Source organism: Rhizobium cerradonense, from assembly GCF_030182455.1.
Classification (GTDB): Bacteria; Pseudomonadota; Alphaproteobacteria; order Rhizobiales; family Rhizobiaceae; genus Rhizobium.
On record NZ_JAQJCK010000018.1, the window covers coordinates 61,061 to 76,986 of the forward strand.

The window sequence follows — 15,926 nt, forward strand, 5'->3', positions numbered from 1 at the left end:
TCCTCCTGCGCCGACCTTGCTCCTCTCCTCCAGAAGCGGGGCCGCATGTGGTTCTCACAGATTGCGGGCGATCACCATGCGCTGCACGTCGCTCGTTCCTTCATAGATTTGACAGATGCGCACATCGCGATAGATGCGCTCGACCGGGTAATCGGCCATGTAGCCATAGCCGCCATGTATCTGGATGGCGTCGGAGCAGACGCGCTCCGCCATTTCCGAGGCAAAGAGCTTCGCCATCGAGGCTTCCGACAGGCAGGGCAGCCCGGCTTCCCTTAAGGAGGCGGCGTGAAAAACGAGTTGCCGGGCCGCCTCGATCCGCACCTTCATGTCGGCAAGGCGGAATGCGACAGCCTGATGTTCGATGATCGCCTTGCCGAAGGCCGTGCGCTCGCGAGCATAGTCGCGCGCCGCCTCAAAGGCCGCCCGCGCCATGCCGACGGCCTGAGCCGCAATGCCGATCCGGCCGCCCTCGAGATTGGCGAGTGCTATGCGGTAGCCTTCGCCTTCTGAACCGAGCCTCAACTCGATCGGAACGTGTACGCCATTGAATGCGATCTGGCAGGTGTCAGATGAATGCAGCCCAAGCTTTTCCTCTACGCGGATCACCTCATAGCCTGCGATGTCCGTCGGAACGATGAAGGCAGTGATGCCTTTTTTGCCGGCATCAGGGTCGGTAACGGCAAAGACGATGATGACATGGCCGTTCTTGCCCGAGGTGATGAATTGCTTGGCCCCATCAAGTACATAGTGATCGCCATCGCGCCTTGCCCGGGTCTTCAGGTTCGAGGCATCAGAGCCAGCCTGAGGCTCGGTGAGCGCAAAGCCGCCAATCCATTCGCCGCTCGCCAGTTTCGGCAGGAAGCGCTGCCGTTGCTCCTCGGTACCGAACTTCAAGATCGGCACGCAGCCGACCGAGCTATGCACGCTCATGATCGTGGAGCACGTGCCGTCACCTGCGGCAATCTCCTCAAGCGCCATGGCATAGGCGACGACACCCGCATCCGACCCGCCATAGGCTTCCGGTACCAGCATGCCGAGCAAACCCAGTTCGCCCATCTCCTTCAGTTCTTCGCGCGGGAAGAGATGCTCCCGATCACGCTTGGCTGCGCCTGGCGCCAGGCGCTCGCGGGCAAAGTCGCGGGCAAGATCGCGAATCTGCTGCTGGAGTTCGGAAAAGATCATCTGTTCCTTCCCTTTCCGCTCGCGCTGCTTGGTTGCGACAGCGGTCGCCTGTTGTAGCCGCCACGGGTCTTATCAAGGAGATAGGGCGCTTTCGTCGTGCTTTCCATGCCCCCGCAACGACAACCGAGGCGAACATTTCGTTGACCTTGGTGGCTCACGTGGATTGCCAAGAGTTCCGGAATCCTCCGGCGGGAGGGAGCAGTTCTTCCCCAAACGGATTGGGACCGCAATCGATTGCGTGCAATTCAACGGTTCCGCAATACCTTCAGGCGTTGCTCTTTTTCGGCGAGCCTATCAGCAAGAATTTATCGGCTGCTGTCGCGTACAATCAGTTCGGGCGAGATCCTGACATCGACGCCCTCGTTGCCATCAAGGATATCGAGGATCAAACGTGCGGTCTTTTCTCCGATTTCCCGTGCGAAGGCATTGATCGTGGTCAGCGTGGGTACGCAGACTTCGCCGATCTCGTAATTGCCGAACCCGCCAATCGCAAAACGTTCCGGGACGGGAACGCCCAAACGACGACACTCGGTCAGCGCGCCATAGGCCGCAAGGTCGGACACGCAGACGACCGCCTCAGTATCCGGATAGGTTTCGATCAATTTCGCCATAGCATTGGCGCCTTCGCGCATCGAAATGGGCGGCAGGCCGGCGGCGATCAGGCGCGATGCATCAAGCCCATGCGCTTGCATGGCGGCAGAGAAGCCGATCCGTCGTTCGCTACCACGCGTATCGCGCCCGACATCACCGCCGATGAAAGCGATGCGGCGATAGCCGACGCGGACGAAATGATCCACCATATCGCGAACGGCACCGGCGTTGGAAAATCCGACGTAATGGTCGATCGGTTCGGCGGGAATATCCCAGGTCTCGATCACGGGGATATTGATCGTTTCCAACAGACGTCGCCCGCGTTCCGTATGCTTGCCGCCGGTTACGACAATCGCCTGTGGCTTGCGGCGCAAGAGCTGCTCGATGAGCCGCTCCTCCTCCTGCGTGTTGTAGTTCGTATACCCCAGCAGGATCTGCATATCGCGCGCGGCCAGCGTATCGGAAAGTCCGCCGACGGTATCGGCGAAATTGGCGTTGTTGATCGAAGGAATCGTAACCGCGACGAAACCGGACTTCTGTGAGCGCAGGTTGGAGGCTGTGCTGTCGAAAACGTAACCGAGATCCTCGGCAGCCTGGAGGATAGCCTCTCTTCTCTCCTTACTGATCAGACTGTCGGCCTTGAATGCACGCGACACCGTCATCGGGGAAACCCCCGTCACGCGGGCTACGTCTGCCATGGTCGGCGGTTTGCGATTTTTGCTCATCTATGGCCCGTGTTATCGTTACCATGAGAGTAATATGCCTTTACTTCGGATGGCAAGAGGAACCCTTCGCCATCCTGAAATGAAAATGCGGAGCCTTTCGGCTCCGCACCCAACATCGTCAGCGCAGAATGAGTTCAGAGCACGAATTCGTGGGCGACCGTGACATGGTGATGAATACGCCCTTCAAAGAAACGGGACAGGACGGCTTCCGTCGCCGCGCGGGCTTCCGCACGAACAGGGCTCGCGAGCGCGGCTTCCACCGTAGCCAAGTCCGGATAGTTGACCGCGAGAATCATCGGGTATTCCGGTGCACCTTCGTCTCGTGCTTCGGCGAAGGTCACCCGCACATCGAGAGCACCGGGAAATTGCTTCCATTTCGGCAGGATGGTCTCCATCACCGCGTCGCGAAATGCGGCCGCCTCTCCGTCCTTAACCTTGCCTTCGAATAATGCGTATCGGGTAATCATTCGGCGATCTCCTTGTTCGGCCCCTTGAAAAATTCCATCAATGCGGCCTGGTCCTCGCCGCCGAGGCCGGCTGCCGTCAGCATGCGGTGCACTTCAGCGCAGACGGCCGTCAGCGGCATGGCGGTGTTGGTGCGCCGGGCGAGATCCTGCGCACCGTTCAGATCCTTGACCATGTTGTCGATGCGGCCTGTCCGGCGGTAGTCCTTGGCGACGTAACGCGGCATGTATTCCTGGAGAATGGCGCTGTCGGCTCGTCCCCCTTTCAGCGCCTGCGGGATCTTGGCAGCATCAACGCCGGCATCGAGCGCCAGTTGGGTTGCTTCCGCGACAGCGAGAAAGTTCAGGGCGCAGAGCACCTGGTTAATCAGTTTCGTGGTCTGGCCGGCGCCGGGCGGGCCCATATGGGTGTAGTTCGAGGCGACATGCCGAAGCACCTCATGCGCATCCTTAACGTCCTCATCACGGCCGCCGGCCATCAGTGTCAATTCGCCGATCAGAGCCTTTGGCGCACCGCCGGAGAGCGGGCTATCCACCCATCGCAGACCCTTTTCTTGCGCGTCCGCGGCCAGCGCCTTGGTCGCATCGGGATCGATGGAGGACATGTCGATAATCAGCGTTCCGGGCTTGGCGCCCTCGGCAACGCCGCCGGGGCCGAAGACCGCGGCACGCACGATCCGTGGCGAGTTCAAGCTGAGAATGACATAGTCCGATACCGAAGCCGCTATGGCAGCGCTCACCGCGGCACTGGCTCCCTTGGCAGTGAGTGCGGCCACCTTTTCCTTGTCGAGATCGAAGACCGTCAGATGATTTCCCGTCTCCACAAGTCGCGCACCGATGGCTCCGCCCATCGCGCCTGCGCCGATCAGCGCAATTTTGCTACTCATAGCTCTTCCTCCTCCAACGCGGCGATAATAGCCGCTATGACCGCATCAAACGGTTGATCGATATCGACGGTGATTGCCTGCTCAGCCGGTCCAGGCGGCTCAAGTGCAGCGAACTGGCTTTCGAGCAAGGCGGCCGGCATAAAATGCCCCTGCCGCGCTTGCAGGCGAGCGGCAATTACTTCCTTTTTTCCAGCAAGATGAATGAAGCGCACAGGCCCTTCGACCGCCGCACGGATCTTGTCGCGATAAGTCTGCTTCAGTGCTGAACACCCAATCAGCACCGTTTCCTCCGCTTGCGCAAGACAGTCCCCGACACTGTTCAGCCAAGGCCATCGATCCGCATCGGTGAGCGGCACACCCGCGCTCATCTTGGCGACGTTTGCCGCCGGATGAAGGTCGTCGCCATCGATGTAGATGCCGGACAGACGATAGGCGAGCGCTGCGCCAACAGACGACTTGCCGCAGCCGGAAACTCCCATGATGACGAACCGTCGCGGCCGCACGGCCTCAGAGTGACGCTGTGATACCGCCGTCGACATAAAGCACGTGCCCGTTGACAAAAGAGGATGCTTCGGAGGCAAGGAAGATACAGGCGCCGACCAGTTCTTCGACCCGTCCCCAGCGCCCGGCCGGCGTACGCTTCTGAAGCCATGCCGAGAAATCGGCATCGGCGACTAGCGCCGCATTTAATGGCGTGTCGAAGTAGCCTGGTGCGATGGCATTGCATTGCAGTCCGTATTTCGCCCAATCCGTCGCCATGCCCTTGGTGAGATTGCCGACTGCGCCTTTGGTTGCGGTATAGGGTGCGATCGAGGGCCGCGCCAGCGCAGTCTGGACGCTGGCAATATTGATGATCTTGCCGGCGCCACGTTTGATCATGTGGCGAGCAACAGCCTGACCGACGTTGAAAACGCTCGATATATTGGTTCGAAGAAGCCGTTCGAATGCATCTGCGGGAAAATCTTCGAGCGGCGTGCGGTACTGCATGCCTGCATTGTTGACCAATATGTCGATGGCGCCGGTTTTGGCTTCGAAATCATCGATGGCATGCCGCGCAGCCTCGTGATCCGTCGCGTCGAAGGGCAGGATGTGGACGGTGCCGTCAAACAGAGCTGAGGCTTTCTTCAGCTTTTCCACGTCGCGGCCATTGAGCACCAGCTCGGCTCCCGCGGCCGCCAGTCCTTGGGCAAGAGCCAGGCCGATGCCTTGCGACGAACCCGTCACAAGCGCGCGCCGCCCTTTTAGATCGAAGAGGCCAAGAGACACGATTTTCTCCTTTTTTCATCTCGACAAATGCCGGTGTCGTTGTTTATGTTATCGATAACATCCGGTGTCAAGGCCAGTATCAAGGGAGGAAACGAAAAGATGGAAAAGCCCACTATCCTGCAGGTAGGCCCCTATCCGCAATGGGATCAGGAACCCCTCGACGCGGCGTTTCATGTCCACCGCTATTTCGCGGCCGAGGACAAAGCTGCGCTTCTGACGGAGGTCGGGCCATCGGTAAGGGCAATTGCCACGCGCGGCGAACTCGGTGCTAACAGGGCCATGATCGAAGCCTGCCCTAACCTTGAAGTGATTTCGGTCTACGGCGTCGGCTTCGACGCGGTCGATCTTGGGGCCTGCCGCGAACGAGGCATTCGCGTCACGAACACTCCCGATGTCTTGACCAACGATGTTGCCGATTTAGGTGTCGCCATGATGCTCTGCCAATCGCGCGGCATGCTCGGCGCCGAGACATGGGTGCGAGATGGAAGCTGGGTCGGCAAGGGCCTTTATCCGTTGAAGCGGCGTGTATGGGGACGGCGGGCCGGCGTTCTGGGCCTTGGCCGGATTGGCTTCGAGGTCGCCAAGCGGCTGAAAGGCTTCGACATGCAGATCGCCTACTCCGACGTCGAAGCGAAACCTTACGCAAACGACATGGAATTCGTCGCCGATCCGGTTAAACTTGCAGAGCAATCCGATTTTCTTTTCGTGACGCTGGCGGCCTCTGCCGCGACACGCCATATCGTGGGACGGCAGGTCATTGAAGCGCTCGGTCCGGAAGGCATGCTGATCAACATATCTCGCGCCTCCAACATCGATGAGGAAGCGTTGCTGGATGCTCTGGAGACGGGCAAGCTCGGTTCGGCGGCGCTCGATGTCTTCGAAGGCGAGCCGAAGCTCAATCCGCGTTTTCTGGCGCTGGACAATGTGCTTCTGCAGCCCCACCATGCCTCGGGCACGATCGAGACACGCAAGGCCATGGGCCAGCTTGTCCGCGATAATCTGACCGCCCATTTTGCCGGTCAGCCGCTGCCCACCCCCGTTCTTTGAGGAGAAAGACATGAAGGCCATCGTCGCTCACGCCGCCAAGGATTTGCGGATCGAGGAGTATCCGGACGAAGAGCCGGGTGCGGGCGAGGTCAAGCTGCGGCTCGCCACGGGCGGTATCTGCGGCAGTGACCTGCATTACTATAACCACGGCGGCTTCGGCACCGTGCGCCTGAAGCAGCCGATGATCCTGGGACATGAGGTCAGTGCTACGGTCCTGGCCCTTGGCGCCGGCGTTCAAGGGCTCGAAGTCGGCCAACTCGTCGCCGTTTCCCCGTCGCGCCCCTGCCGGACCTGCCGCTATTGCCAGCAGGGCCTGCACAATCAGTGCCTGAATATGCGCTTCTACGGCAGCGCCATGCCTTTCCCGCATATTCAGGGCGCATTCCGCGAAATACTGGTTGCCGATGCCATTCAATGCGTCCCTGCCGACGGCCTCACGGCTGGCGAGGCGGCGATGGCCGAACCGCTGGCCGTCACCCTGCACGCGACGAAGCGCGCCGGCGAGATGCTGGGCAAGCGAGTTCTCGTGACCGGCTGCGGGCCGATCGGTGTCTTGTCCATCCTGGCCGCCCGCCGGGCCGGTGCAGCGGAAATCGTTGCAACCGATCTCTCAGACTTCACACTTTCGCTTGCCAAGGAGGCCGGCGCGGACCGGGTCATCAATACGAAGGAAGAACCGGAGGCGCTTAGCGCCTATTCGGCCGACAAGGGAACCTTCGATGTTCTCTACGAATGCTCGGGGGCTGCCGCCGCTCTTACCAGCGGGATCGCGGCGCTCAGGCCGCGCGGGATCATCATACAACTGGGTCTTGGAGGCGACATGACGTTGCCGATGCAGACTATCACCGCCAAGGAACTGGATCTGCGCGGCTCATTCCGCTTCCATGAGGAATTTGCCACGGGCGTTGAATTGGTGCGCAAGCGCCTGATCGATGTCAGGCCGCTGATCACCCATTCCGTGCCGCTCGCGGACGCCATCGGCGCTTTCGAGATCGCCTCGGACCGCAGCCGGGCCATGAAGGCGCAGATCGTCTTTTCCTGAGACACGGCTCGCCGGTCGATCAATGCCTTGATGCAGCATGATGAGAGGTAATGTAAGAGATGTCGTTTTTCGAAATCATCGATCCGGCTTTCGGCCGGTTCGTCCTTGGCAATGCGCCCGTCAAACAAATCGCCAGCGGATTTGATTGGGTTGAGGGGCCCGTCTGGTTCGGCGACCTGAATTGCCTCCTCTTTTCCGACATCCCGAACAATCGCATCATGCGGTGGATCCCGGGTGTCGGTAGCAGCGTTTTCCGCGAACCATCGAACTTCGCCAACGGCCACACACGCGACCGGCAGGGCCGTCTTGTAAGCTGCGAGCACGGCAGCCGAAGCGTGACGCGAACGGAGTTTGACGGTTCGATCACCCTGATCGCCGAGCGCTATCAGGGCAAGCGGCTGAATTCGCCGAACGACGTCATCGTGGCTTCCGACGGCGCCATCTGGTTTACCGACCCGCATTACGGCATCGCCACGGATTACGAAGGATACAAAAGCGAGCAGGAATTGCCTTGCAATGTCTATCGCGTCGATCCTTCAGGTTCGATCGCAGCCGTGCTCACCGATTTCAATTGCCCGAACGGGCTGGCGTTCAGCCCGGATGAAAAGAAGCTTTATGTTGCAGACACCGGCCGTATGCACACCGACGATCCACGTCATATTCGCGTCTTTGACGTCGCAGAAAACTGGCGCCTGACCGGCGGCGATGTCTTTCATGCAATCTCGCCAGGGTGTGCGGACGGGATGCGGATAGACAGCGACGGCAATCTTTGGTCCTCGGCCGGCGACGGCGTCCATTGCATCGCGCCGGACGGGCATCTCATGGGTAAGCTCCTGGTCCCCGAAACCGCCTCCAATCTTTGCTTTGGCGGACGCGGCAAACACAAGCTCTTCATCACGGCAACCACGAGCGTTTACGCGATTTCGCTCAACAGACGCGGAGCGTTTTGATTGAGACGCCCATGAGGGCGTGGGGAAGGCGGTCGAGGTGGAGGAATAGCAACTGCTCCTGACCATCCTTCCTGCTCGAAACAGCATTTAGAGAGTGTCGCGGACATCGAAGACACCGAGCGGCTTTGAACCAACGCCGAGCGCGGGGCACCGTTGGGCGGGCGAATGCGTGTCTGCTCCTTCATCCCAGCTCTTCCACACCAAATCTTCGCTGCGATCCGCTGAGGGTACAGCCTGCCCTGTCCTCAGGTGTAGCCTTCCCTCTCCCTTGACCCGATCGATTGCCAATTCGCTTCAACATAGAGTTCGCGACGTGGCTCGTAGCCGACACGTCTCGTTCACGCAAAATAGGAGCGCATCATGTCGCAGGCAGAAACAAAACCCCGCAGGATTGGTCAGCAGGAAACAAAGATGAGATTGGATAACGCATCTCAACCCGTCAAATCGGGCCCCGATGATCTGGTTCCGTCGCGCTATGCGGTGCGGATCGGCGAGATTGACGTACTGGTGGTCAGCGACGGGGTGCTACCGCTCCCGACCACGATGCTGGGACATAATGCCGAGGCGGCCGACCGCGCGGCCTGGCTGAACGATATGTTCCTGCCGCCGGACGCTTTCGACTGGTCGCTGAACGTGGTCCTGGTACGCAGCGGTGGGAAGACCATCCTCATCGACGCCGGGCTCGGGTTGGACCCGAACTTGAACCTGCCGCGGGCCGGTCAGTTGATCAAGCGATTGGAGTCCGCCGGTATCGATCTTGCGTCCGTGACCGACGTGGTGCTGACCCATATGCACATGGACCACATTGGCGGCCTCCTCGTCGAGGGGGTGAAGGATCGCCTGCGTCCGGACCTGCGAATCCACGTGGCTGCCGCCGAGGTCAAGTTTTGGGAGGCGCCCGACTTCAGCCATGTCGCCATGCCGCCAGGCTTCCCGGACGCGCTTCGGGCGACCGCCAAGCGCTTTGCAGAAGAGTACCGCAGCCATTTCCGGCTGTTTGATGATGAATACGAGGTGGCACCAGGGGTGATCGTCCGTCGCACCGGCGGCCACACCCCCGGCCACAGTGTAGTCCGCCTGGCATCCGGCGGAGATCGGCTGACCTTTGCCGGCGACGCCGTGTTCGCGGTCGGCTTCGAACATCCCGACTGGTACAACGGCTTCGAACATGACCCCGAAGAGGCCGCCCGCGTCCGCGTCCGTCTTTTGACAGAGCTGGCGACGACCGGCGAACAGTTGGTCGCTACGCATTTGCCCTTCCCGTCCGTCGGCCGGGTGGCAATCGACGGCGATCACTTTCGCTGGGTACCGGTCTTCTGGGACTACTGACCCGCTTGCCGGGTTGGGGCCAAACTAGACGGCCGCATGCGTTTGAATATCCGGCGATCGCTGCCTCGCAGAGATCGCCGCCAGCTTCGGCTTCGGCGACCCAACAATTGGGTCGCCTTCGGAGAGCAAAGCGTACATTCAGCGAACCTCGCGTCAGCCGGCAGTTCTCGCCCAGAGCGCACGCACCTCCTGCATCAGAAGAAGAGATTCCTCCCATCGGTCCGTGGTGTCCTCGCCATCCCTTCCCGTGATCGCATAGGGCTTCGGTCCTAACTCGCAGGTGAAAGCGAGGACATCGTCGCTGCCTGCGCGTTTTCGCCAGCTTCTGAAGCCGTATTCCCACCAGCCGAGAAAGAGATCGACCCAGGGCCGGTGATGCGGAAAGGAGATTTCGATCTGGACCTGCTCACGCGAGGCGACCCGGCCGTGGAAGGCCCAGGAATTATCGAGTATCCGGTGGATGAGCGCATGATTTTCGTCGGATACCGGCCAGGCGAATTCCCGGCCGACGAGAAAATGAGAGACATCCCCCAAAAGCCGCAAATCCGGAAAGCGATCGAGCAGATCGAGCGTGAAGAATAGATCGGTCGTCATACGGTCGCGGTGGGTCTCGATGAGGACATCGATGCCGGCCTCCTCGCCCAGCCGCTGCCAGCCCTCAAGTAGGGGAAGGCAATCCTCCAGGCGCCGTAACCGCACGTCGGGCTGCAGGCAGAGGTGATGCACGTTGCATTCGGCGGCGATCTCAAGCACCGGCTTCAGATCGTCGATAGTCTTCGGAAAGCATTGCCCTTCGGCCTGTAAACCATGATGCCTGAGCAGGCCGGCAATTCGGCGCACAGCGTCGCGATCGGACCAATGGGCACTGATGCCATCGAAGCCAGCGGCGGCGATCTTTTCCAAATTCTCTTCGAGAGTGAGCTCCGGATATTTCGCGCTGCGTCGCTCCATGGCCCAAAGCGACTGGAATATGAGCATGTCCTGCATGGCGCCTCCCCTCCATGGGCTGCACAGATCACGAATTCCATGCCTTTGCGAGACCGTCCGGTGATGGGTTTTGATCATAGCGATATTTCATTGCAAAGCGGATGTGCTTGCGCGCGGCGAGCCGCGAGCCTTGAGGTTTTTTCATCAAAATACTCTCGGACGTTAACAGGCGCTGTCGGTAACTTTTTCCAGCGACTGATTGGGTCGTTGTTTCCTGGGAGGAGAACATGCTGAAATTTCTTGGCGCAAGTGCGCTGGTGCTCGTGCTGTCGTCGCAAGCCTATGCCGCCGATCGGATCGGCGTTTCGATGGGCTATCTGACGACCAATTTTCAAACCCTGATCGCCAACGGCATGCAGGACTACGCCAAGACCAAAGGCATCGATCTGCAGGTGGAAGACGCCGCCAACGACGTCAACAAGCAGTTGGATCAGGTGCGGAACTTCGCGGCTGGCGGCGTCTCGGCCATCATCGTTGATCCTGTGGATTCCGACGGTACACCGGCAATGAGCAAGATCGCAGAAGCGGCAGGCATTCCGCTGATCTATGTCAATATACAGCCGACCGATTTGACGAGCCTTGGCAAGAAGCAGGCCTTCGTGGGATCGAACGAAACAGAATCTGGAACGCTGCAGACCAAGGAAGTCTGTCGCATGCTGGGTGGAAAGGGCGACATCGTCATCATGATCGGCGACCTCACCAGCCAAGCGGCCCGACAGAGGACTGCGGACGTGCATGACGTCTTGAAGTCCGGTGAGTGCGGCGGCATCAAGGTCCTTCGCGAGCAGGTCGGCAACTGGAGCCGTGTCGACGGCGCCGACCTTGTTTCGAACTGGCTGACCAGCGGCCTGAAATTCGATGCCGTGATCGCCAACAATGACGAGATGGCGCTTGGCGCGATTGCCGCAATCAAGAACGCCGGCGGCTCGACGGACAAGACCCTCGTTGCGGGCATCGACGCCACGCCAGACGCCCTTCAGGCGATGAAGGCCGGCGACCTCAAGGTCACCGTGTTCCAGGATGCCAAGGCGCAGGGTCGAGGCGCTGTCGACACCGCGGTGAAGGCTATCAAGGGTGACCAGATCGACAGGGAAGTCTGGATCCCTTTCAAGCTGGTGACGAACCAGAACATGGTCCAGTTCGAGCATCTCAACTGAGCTGAACCTTACGACATTCTATCAGTGGCAACACTAGGGTGACGCACATGGGAGGCCGGCGGCCTCCCTTCTCATCCGCCGCCACCTGATAGAGCAAAGTCCTCACGGTTGGCCTGAGTAATTTTCATCAAAACTCTGCTGTCGTTTCGAACCGGCGTCGGTGAGACTGATTGCATGCATTCCGGTAATTGGGAGGAACACGATGGATGACACGCTCTACGGCACGCGCGACAAACGAGGGGACTGGAAGCCTAACAAGCTTCTCAAATATCCTCCTGTCTTCATCTGGCCGGCCCAGCCGGCCGCCTTCCTGAAATGGTTCTTTGGATATCCGGGGTATCTCATGCCTTGGAACGCCGTCTATGCTGTCGTCGCAACGCTACTGTGGTTCTATGCGACACCCTCGATGGAGACGATGAAGACCCTTGAGCCGGGCTGGATCGCCTATCTTCTCGCGCGCAATGCCACCCTCGTCTTCCTGTTCTTCGGTGCGTTTCATTTGCGGCTTTACATGCAGAAGAAGCAGGGCACGAGTTTCAAATATAACGGCAAGTGGCCGTCCAAAAACAATTCGGCATTTCTCTTCAGCAATCAGACCATCGACAATGTGATCTGGACATTCGCAAGCGCGGTCCCGCTTTGGACTGCCTTCGAAGTCCTGACCCTATGGGCTTTCGCGAACGGCATCATTCCCTATGTCGATTTCGCCGAACATCCGGTTTACTGCACTGTGATCATGCTTTTGATCCCGGCATTCCGCGACCTGCATTTCTATCTGGTCCATCGCCTCATTCACTGGCCGCCGCTCTATCATGCCGTTCACAAGCTGCATCATAACAATGTCAACCCCGGCCCGTGGTCTGGCCTTGCGATGCACCCCGTAGAGCATCTGCTGTATTTCTCGGGCGCGCTCATCCATTGGATCGTACCCTCCAATCCGATCCATGCCCTCTTCCATCTGACCCATGCAGCCCTCGCGCCAGCCCCTGGCCATGCGGGCTTCGATAAGATCGTGATCGCAGACGATGCCGCCATCGACACCCACGCCTACGACCACTACCTGCATCACAAGTTCTTCGAGTGCAATTACGCCGACGGTGTCATCCCGCTCGACAAGTGGTTCGGCACGTTCCATGACGGCTCGAAAGAGGCCGAAGACCGCATGAACAGACGCTTTATGGAGCGGGCGCGAAAATACGCCGAAAAGCAAGCGCGCAGCTCTGAAACCCCGAGCTAGCTTAAGGCCCAAGCCCGCGTCCGGGCTTGCTGGCGCGCCATGCTTCATAGGCGCAATTTGGTTCTCCCCCCGCCCGAGCGGCCTGTTGACGGCGGGACATGCCGGAGCCTGCGATCCCTCCTTCGCAGGCTCCGGCATGTCCGTTCAGGCTGGCGGCGAAAAATGCCCGATATTTTCCGTAGATAGCACCGCCACCAATCAGATTCACCCGCGTTCGGGTCGCCACACGCACCATGGGCAGGGCGTTCACCCAAAGGTCCATCGATAATAACAGGTACTTTGTCGGCCCCGTTGTCGAGTAATTAAGTTACTATACTATGTGCTGGGCTGTGCGCCTGTTGGAAGGGCGCAGACAGTCTCCAGAAGCTCAACTGTCATTGCCTGCGCCTCTGCCGGAATCTCAGAGAAGCTCTCGCGGTACAGTAGCTTCTTCATGATGGCCTCCGCGAACTGCGGGTTCATCTGGCGAGCGACGTTCAGAGCCTTCTCGCATCCATCTCTAAAGGGTGACAGGGTCTTGACGACATAGTCTGTTCCGAGGGCCTTCACCACGCAGGCGAGATCGAACATGTCACGTGGCTGCATAGACGCCCCGCGATAATATATCTTCTTTGCGATAATTTCCGCGGGAGTTTCGAGCAGGACGTCTCGCCCGCGCACCCGTGCCTCTATCGTTGGGTTATCGGTCAAACTTGGGGCGCAGATAAAGTCGAGCTCGCCGACACCTTCGAAGACGATCTTTAATGCTCTCGATCCGTCGGATTCGTATCCGTCCGGGCTGATATCGAGTTCATATCCCTGTGTCTGCGGATTGAGATACGGCAAAAGTTGCGGATCTTGAACGAAGATGTCGACGTCAAAGCTTTCGCGGTGATCGATCTGGAGCATCAGCGCCGTACCGCCCCAAAGGTCCAACTGTCGATTAAGTTGAATTCGCGGTTTGCTTGGTCGATGATGCTGGTGGCCTGGTCAAAGAGATCGGCCCATTTGCTTTCAGCGTATTTAATCAACTATGCCACCCGCGCCAGAGGCAGCGTATAACCAGCGAGTACCGAGAACTTCCGGGCAAGATCGGAGGCTATCACTCGATCGATATGCATTTCGTCCAGAAACAAGTTTTGCAGGCCCTCATCCACTTCTGAAAAGAAGGAGAAGGCCGACGGATCGAAATAGTCGGCGCTGGCAGGATCTGAAATCTTTGATGCCAACTGCTCAGCCGAAAGCGCCGTCCCATAAGGGGCGTTGACAGTGGATAGAACCTTTACTGCAACAATCGACATCTTCCACACTACCGAACTTCCCTCTAACGAATGTAGCGTCGTAGTGCTTGAGAAACAAGGATCGCTGGTGGACACGTAGGGGGAACGATTGAACTACATTCTCAACGAACCCTGTTGATAGCGTTTTCGGCTTTGTCAAAGAGAGCGGTAGTTCATCTTCCAGAGATCGTGACTTCAATCCTGGGCAGTGCGCGCTATTTGACTACGATATTTTCCGCCGTATACGTCAGGAACGGAACCGGATCCCGGCTAACAGGCACGTCGATGACACCCAATCTCGAAAGAACGGTGTCCAATGCGCGTCTCGCCTGGGTTTCCGGAGCTTGATCCAAAACAAGCGTCATCAGCCCTGAAACGATGAAGCGGCGCGTTTCGTCGTTGAGTTCATGTGTGATCCAGATGAACTCCCTCTTTTCTTGCTGCTGATAGCGCTGAAGAACCGATCCAACACCGAGATTGGCGCCGCCGGCATTGTAGATGCCGGCGATATCCGTCCCGCGACGTAACGCCTGTCTCAGCAATTCGGCGGATCTCACATCGTCATCCAGGCCGAATATAACCTCCGAAAACTGATGCGCCGGGTTGCCGTGGGCGGCGAGGTAATCGGAAAAACCGCGAATGCGCTCCTTATGAATTTGATAGGCCCAGCTATGACAGATGGCGACGATGCTTCCCGCCGCCGGTCGAAGCATTCGGGACATATAGAAGCCCGCGGTTCGTCCGGCCGCGTAATTATCGATGCCCACGAACACATCGTCCCTGCCGGACGTGTAGGAAACGATCTGGACGACTTCTATGCCGGCACTACGGGCGTGATCCAGGCTCTGCCTGATTTTCGGATGGTCGAGGCCGACAACAATCAGGGCGTGGCGGCGGATAGCGCTGTTGGATATATGGGCGGCAAACTTCTCGGGATCGTTCTCCTCGACGAAGGTTCTGTGAACGGCAATCGAGCTGTCCAATGAGGCGGCAATCCGTTCAAATGCGCGATTGAGCCTGCTGAAGAACGGCGACTCAGGTCTCACAAGGATGACCTCGATGCGGATCGTTCCGCGATAGAGATTCGGGATCACTCCCTTATACCCCAGCCGCTTGGCGGCCAGCACCACCTTCTCTGCCGTCTGAGGCTTGACCCCTCCTCGCTCATTAAGAACGCGCTCGACGGTTGCAATGCCGACGCCTGCGGCGGCCGCAATATCGACCAAGCGAGCTTTCTTCATTCTGTTTCTCCCCTGATCAAAAATGATCATAATCGGCGTGGAATGTGAAGCGCTATTTCGCGCATGGTCGATGTTGCTCGGGGAGGAAAAGCTGAGCGAGATCAAGGCTCAAGGACAGCGCCCCTGAGTCCCAGCGCGACGCTCCTCCCGCAAGACAACATCTTTTGCGCAGGCGACAAGCCGCCGGCGGACGATAGCGAGGAGAGAAGAAATGACGACATGGATCGACGCGTGTGCACCCGACGACATCGACCAGGAAGACGTCCTCCGGTTTGATCACGCCGGACGAACATTCGCGATCTACCGAAGCCCGGACGACGAATATTTCGCGACCGACGGGCTTTGCACCCATGAGAAGATTCACCTGGCCGACGGGCTTGTCATGGACGACATCATCGAGTGTCCAAAGCACAATGGACGCTTCAGCTACAAGACAGGAGAGGCTCGGGGTGCGCCGGTATGCATCAATCTGAGAACCTATCCGGTCAAGCTGGAAGGCGATCGCATCATGATCGAAATCGGTGGATGAGCGATGACGCGGGCATCGTCAGCGCGGCGAACG

The 15,926-nt window shown here is 59.0% G+C and carries 17 protein-coding genes; 7 read left to right on the forward strand and 10 right to left on the reverse strand.

Annotation, left to right across the window (positions count from 1 at the left end; genetic code table 11):
- Positions 1 to 54: 54 nt before the first annotated feature.
- The 6 genes from PH547_RS27895 to PH547_RS27920 all read right to left on the reverse strand — a co-directional run bounded on the left by PH547_RS27895 (position 55) and on the right by PH547_RS27920 (position 5,115).
- Positions 55 to 1,182: an acyl-CoA dehydrogenase family protein gene (locus PH547_RS27895; protein WP_285169992.1), complete on the reverse strand. Its 1,128-nt coding sequence runs from the start codon at positions 1,180 to 1,182 to the stop codon at positions 55 to 57.
- Between the two features lie 305 nt (positions 1,183 to 1,487).
- Positions 1,488 to 2,498, reverse strand: coding sequence for a LacI family DNA-binding transcriptional regulator (locus tag PH547_RS27900; protein WP_285169993.1), 1,011 nt, complete (start codon positions 2,496 to 2,498; stop codon positions 1,488 to 1,490).
- 134 nt (positions 2,499 to 2,632) lie between these two features.
- The gene (locus PH547_RS27905) at positions 2,633 to 2,965 is read right to left on the reverse strand and encodes a hypothetical protein (RefSeq protein ID WP_104827008.1); all 333 of its coding nucleotides are present in this window, start codon (positions 2,963 to 2,965) and stop codon (positions 2,633 to 2,635) included.
- Positions 2,962 to 3,849 carry an NAD(P)-dependent oxidoreductase gene (locus PH547_RS27910; RefSeq protein ID WP_285169994.1) on the reverse strand — a complete coding sequence of 296 codons (888 nt, stop codon included), beginning with the start codon at positions 3,847 to 3,849 and terminating at the stop codon, positions 2,962 to 2,964. Before PH547_RS27910 ends, PH547_RS27905 begins: the two co-directional genes overlap by 4 nt.
- Entirely contained in the window at positions 3,846 to 4,328 is a 483-nt protein-coding gene (locus PH547_RS27915; RefSeq protein ID WP_285169995.1) for a gluconokinase, read from the reverse strand. The genes PH547_RS27910 and PH547_RS27915 overlap by 4 nt, the downstream gene beginning before the upstream one ends.
- 28 nt (positions 4,329 to 4,356) lie before the next feature.
- Positions 4,357 to 5,115: an SDR family oxidoreductase gene (locus tag PH547_RS27920; protein ID WP_285169996.1), complete on the reverse strand. Its 759-nt coding sequence runs from the start codon at positions 5,113 to 5,115 to the stop codon at positions 4,357 to 4,359.
- Between the two features lie 99 nt (positions 5,116 to 5,214).
- On the opposite strand from PH547_RS27920, the gene PH547_RS27925 reads away from it, so the two are divergent.
- From PH547_RS27925 to PH547_RS27940, 4 genes are all read left to right on the forward strand, one after another.
- A complete protein-coding gene (locus PH547_RS27925) occupies positions 5,215 to 6,162 on the forward strand; it encodes a 2-hydroxyacid dehydrogenase (protein WP_285169997.1) in 948 nt (315 codons plus the stop codon).
- Between the two features lie 10 nt (positions 6,163 to 6,172).
- Entirely contained in the window at positions 6,173 to 7,204 is a 1,032-nt protein-coding gene (locus tag PH547_RS27930; RefSeq protein ID WP_260304056.1) for an L-idonate 5-dehydrogenase, read from the forward strand.
- 59 nt (positions 7,205 to 7,263) lie between these two features.
- On the forward strand, positions 7,264 to 8,154 hold the full coding sequence (locus tag PH547_RS27935; protein ID WP_285169998.1) for an SMP-30/gluconolactonase/LRE family protein: 891 nt from the start codon (positions 7,264 to 7,266) through the stop codon (positions 8,152 to 8,154).
- A gap of 360 nt (positions 8,155 to 8,514) precedes the next feature.
- Positions 8,515 to 9,483, forward strand: a complete 969-nt coding sequence (locus tag PH547_RS27940) for an MBL fold metallo-hydrolase (protein ID WP_285169999.1) — start codon at positions 8,515 to 8,517, stop codon at positions 9,481 to 9,483.
- A gap of 153 nt (positions 9,484 to 9,636) precedes the next feature.
- Here PH547_RS27940 and PH547_RS27945 read toward each other — a convergent pair whose 3' ends face one another.
- Positions 9,637 to 10,470, reverse strand: coding sequence for a sugar phosphate isomerase/epimerase family protein (locus PH547_RS27945; RefSeq protein ID WP_285170000.1), 834 nt, complete (start codon positions 10,468 to 10,470; stop codon positions 9,637 to 9,639).
- A 227-nt stretch (positions 10,471 to 10,697) separates the two neighbouring features.
- Between PH547_RS27945 and PH547_RS27950 the strand changes: the two genes are divergently transcribed.
- Together PH547_RS27950 and PH547_RS27955 are read left to right on the forward strand one after the other, a co-directional pair.
- Entirely contained in the window at positions 10,698 to 11,627 is a 930-nt protein-coding gene (locus tag PH547_RS27950) for a sugar ABC transporter substrate-binding protein (RefSeq protein ID WP_260304060.1), read from the forward strand.
- Between the two features lie 202 nt (positions 11,628 to 11,829).
- A complete protein-coding gene (locus PH547_RS27955) occupies positions 11,830 to 12,864 on the forward strand; it encodes a sterol desaturase family protein (RefSeq protein ID WP_285170001.1) in 1,035 nt (344 codons plus the stop codon).
- Between the two features lie 315 nt (positions 12,865 to 13,179).
- On the opposite strand, the gene PH547_RS27960 is transcribed toward PH547_RS27955, so the two are convergent.
- The 3 genes from PH547_RS27960 to PH547_RS27970 form a co-directional block, all read right to left on the reverse strand.
- A complete protein-coding gene (locus tag PH547_RS27960; protein WP_283053806.1) occupies positions 13,180 to 13,752 on the reverse strand; it encodes a nucleotidyl transferase AbiEii/AbiGii toxin family protein in 573 nt (190 codons plus the stop codon).
- A 122-nt stretch (positions 13,753 to 13,874) separates the two neighbouring features.
- On the reverse strand, positions 13,875 to 14,144 hold the full coding sequence (locus PH547_RS27965) for a hypothetical protein (RefSeq protein WP_104827035.1): 270 nt from the start codon (positions 14,142 to 14,144) through the stop codon (positions 13,875 to 13,877).
- 194 nt (positions 14,145 to 14,338) lie between these two features.
- Entirely contained in the window at positions 14,339 to 15,364 is a 1,026-nt protein-coding gene (locus tag PH547_RS27970; RefSeq protein WP_104827036.1) for a LacI family DNA-binding transcriptional regulator, read from the reverse strand.
- Positions 15,365 to 15,575: 211 nt separating this feature from the next.
- Here PH547_RS27970 and PH547_RS27975 point away from each other — a divergent pair, with 211 nt between their 5' ends.
- Positions 15,576 to 15,893 (forward strand): MocE family 2Fe-2S type ferredoxin, encoded by a 318-nt coding sequence (locus tag PH547_RS27975; protein ID WP_283053804.1) that lies wholly within the window; start codon positions 15,576 to 15,578, stop codon positions 15,891 to 15,893.
- The last annotated feature ends 33 nt before the right edge of the window (positions 15,894 to 15,926 follow it).

Excerpts from the sequence above, each read along its gene's own strand:
- PH547_RS27895 (WP_285169992.1), bottom strand. The coding sequence starts at position 1,182 with ATGATCTTTTCCGAACTCCAGCAGCAGATTCGCGATCTTGCCCGCGAC.
- PH547_RS27900 (WP_285169993.1), bottom strand. The coding sequence starts at position 2,498 with ATGAGCAAAAATCGCAAACCGCCGACCATGGCAGACGTAGCCCGCGTG.
- PH547_RS27905 (WP_104827008.1), bottom strand. The coding sequence starts at position 2,965 with ATGATTACCCGATACGCATTATTCGAAGGCAAGGTTAAGGACGGAGAG.
- PH547_RS27910 (WP_285169994.1), bottom strand. The coding sequence starts at position 3,849 with ATGAGTAGCAAAATTGCGCTGATCGGCGCAGGCGCGATGGGCGGAGCC.
- PH547_RS27915 (WP_285169995.1), bottom strand. The coding sequence starts at position 4,328 with ATGGGAGTTTCCGGCTGCGGCAAGTCGTCTGTTGGCGCAGCGCTCGCC.
- PH547_RS27925 (WP_285169997.1), top strand. The coding sequence starts at position 5,215 with ATGGAAAAGCCCACTATCCTGCAGGTAGGCCCCTATCCGCAATGGGAT.
- PH547_RS27930 (WP_260304056.1), top strand. The coding sequence starts at position 6,173 with ATGAAGGCCATCGTCGCTCACGCCGCCAAGGATTTGCGGATCGAGGAG.
- PH547_RS27935 (WP_285169998.1), top strand. The coding sequence starts at position 7,264 with ATGTCGTTTTTCGAAATCATCGATCCGGCTTTCGGCCGGTTCGTCCTT.
- PH547_RS27940 (WP_285169999.1), top strand. The coding sequence starts at position 8,515 with ATGTCGCAGGCAGAAACAAAACCCCGCAGGATTGGTCAGCAGGAAACA.
- PH547_RS27945 (WP_285170000.1), bottom strand. The coding sequence starts at position 10,470 with ATGCAGGACATGCTCATATTCCAGTCGCTTTGGGCCATGGAGCGACGC.
- PH547_RS27950 (WP_260304060.1), top strand. The coding sequence starts at position 10,698 with ATGCTGAAATTTCTTGGCGCAAGTGCGCTGGTGCTCGTGCTGTCGTCG.
- PH547_RS27955 (WP_285170001.1), top strand. The coding sequence starts at position 11,830 with ATGGATGACACGCTCTACGGCACGCGCGACAAACGAGGGGACTGGAAG.
- PH547_RS27960 (WP_283053806.1), bottom strand. The coding sequence starts at position 13,752 with ATGCTCCAGATCGATCACCGCGAAAGCTTTGACGTCGACATCTTCGTT.
- PH547_RS27965 (WP_104827035.1), bottom strand. The coding sequence starts at position 14,144 with ATGTCGATTGTTGCAGTAAAGGTTCTATCCACTGTCAACGCCCCTTAT.
- PH547_RS27970 (WP_104827036.1), bottom strand. The coding sequence starts at position 15,364 with ATGAAGAAAGCTCGCTTGGTCGATATTGCGGCCGCCGCAGGCGTCGGC.
- PH547_RS27975 (WP_283053804.1), top strand. The coding sequence starts at position 15,576 with ATGACGACATGGATCGACGCGTGTGCACCCGACGACATCGACCAGGAA.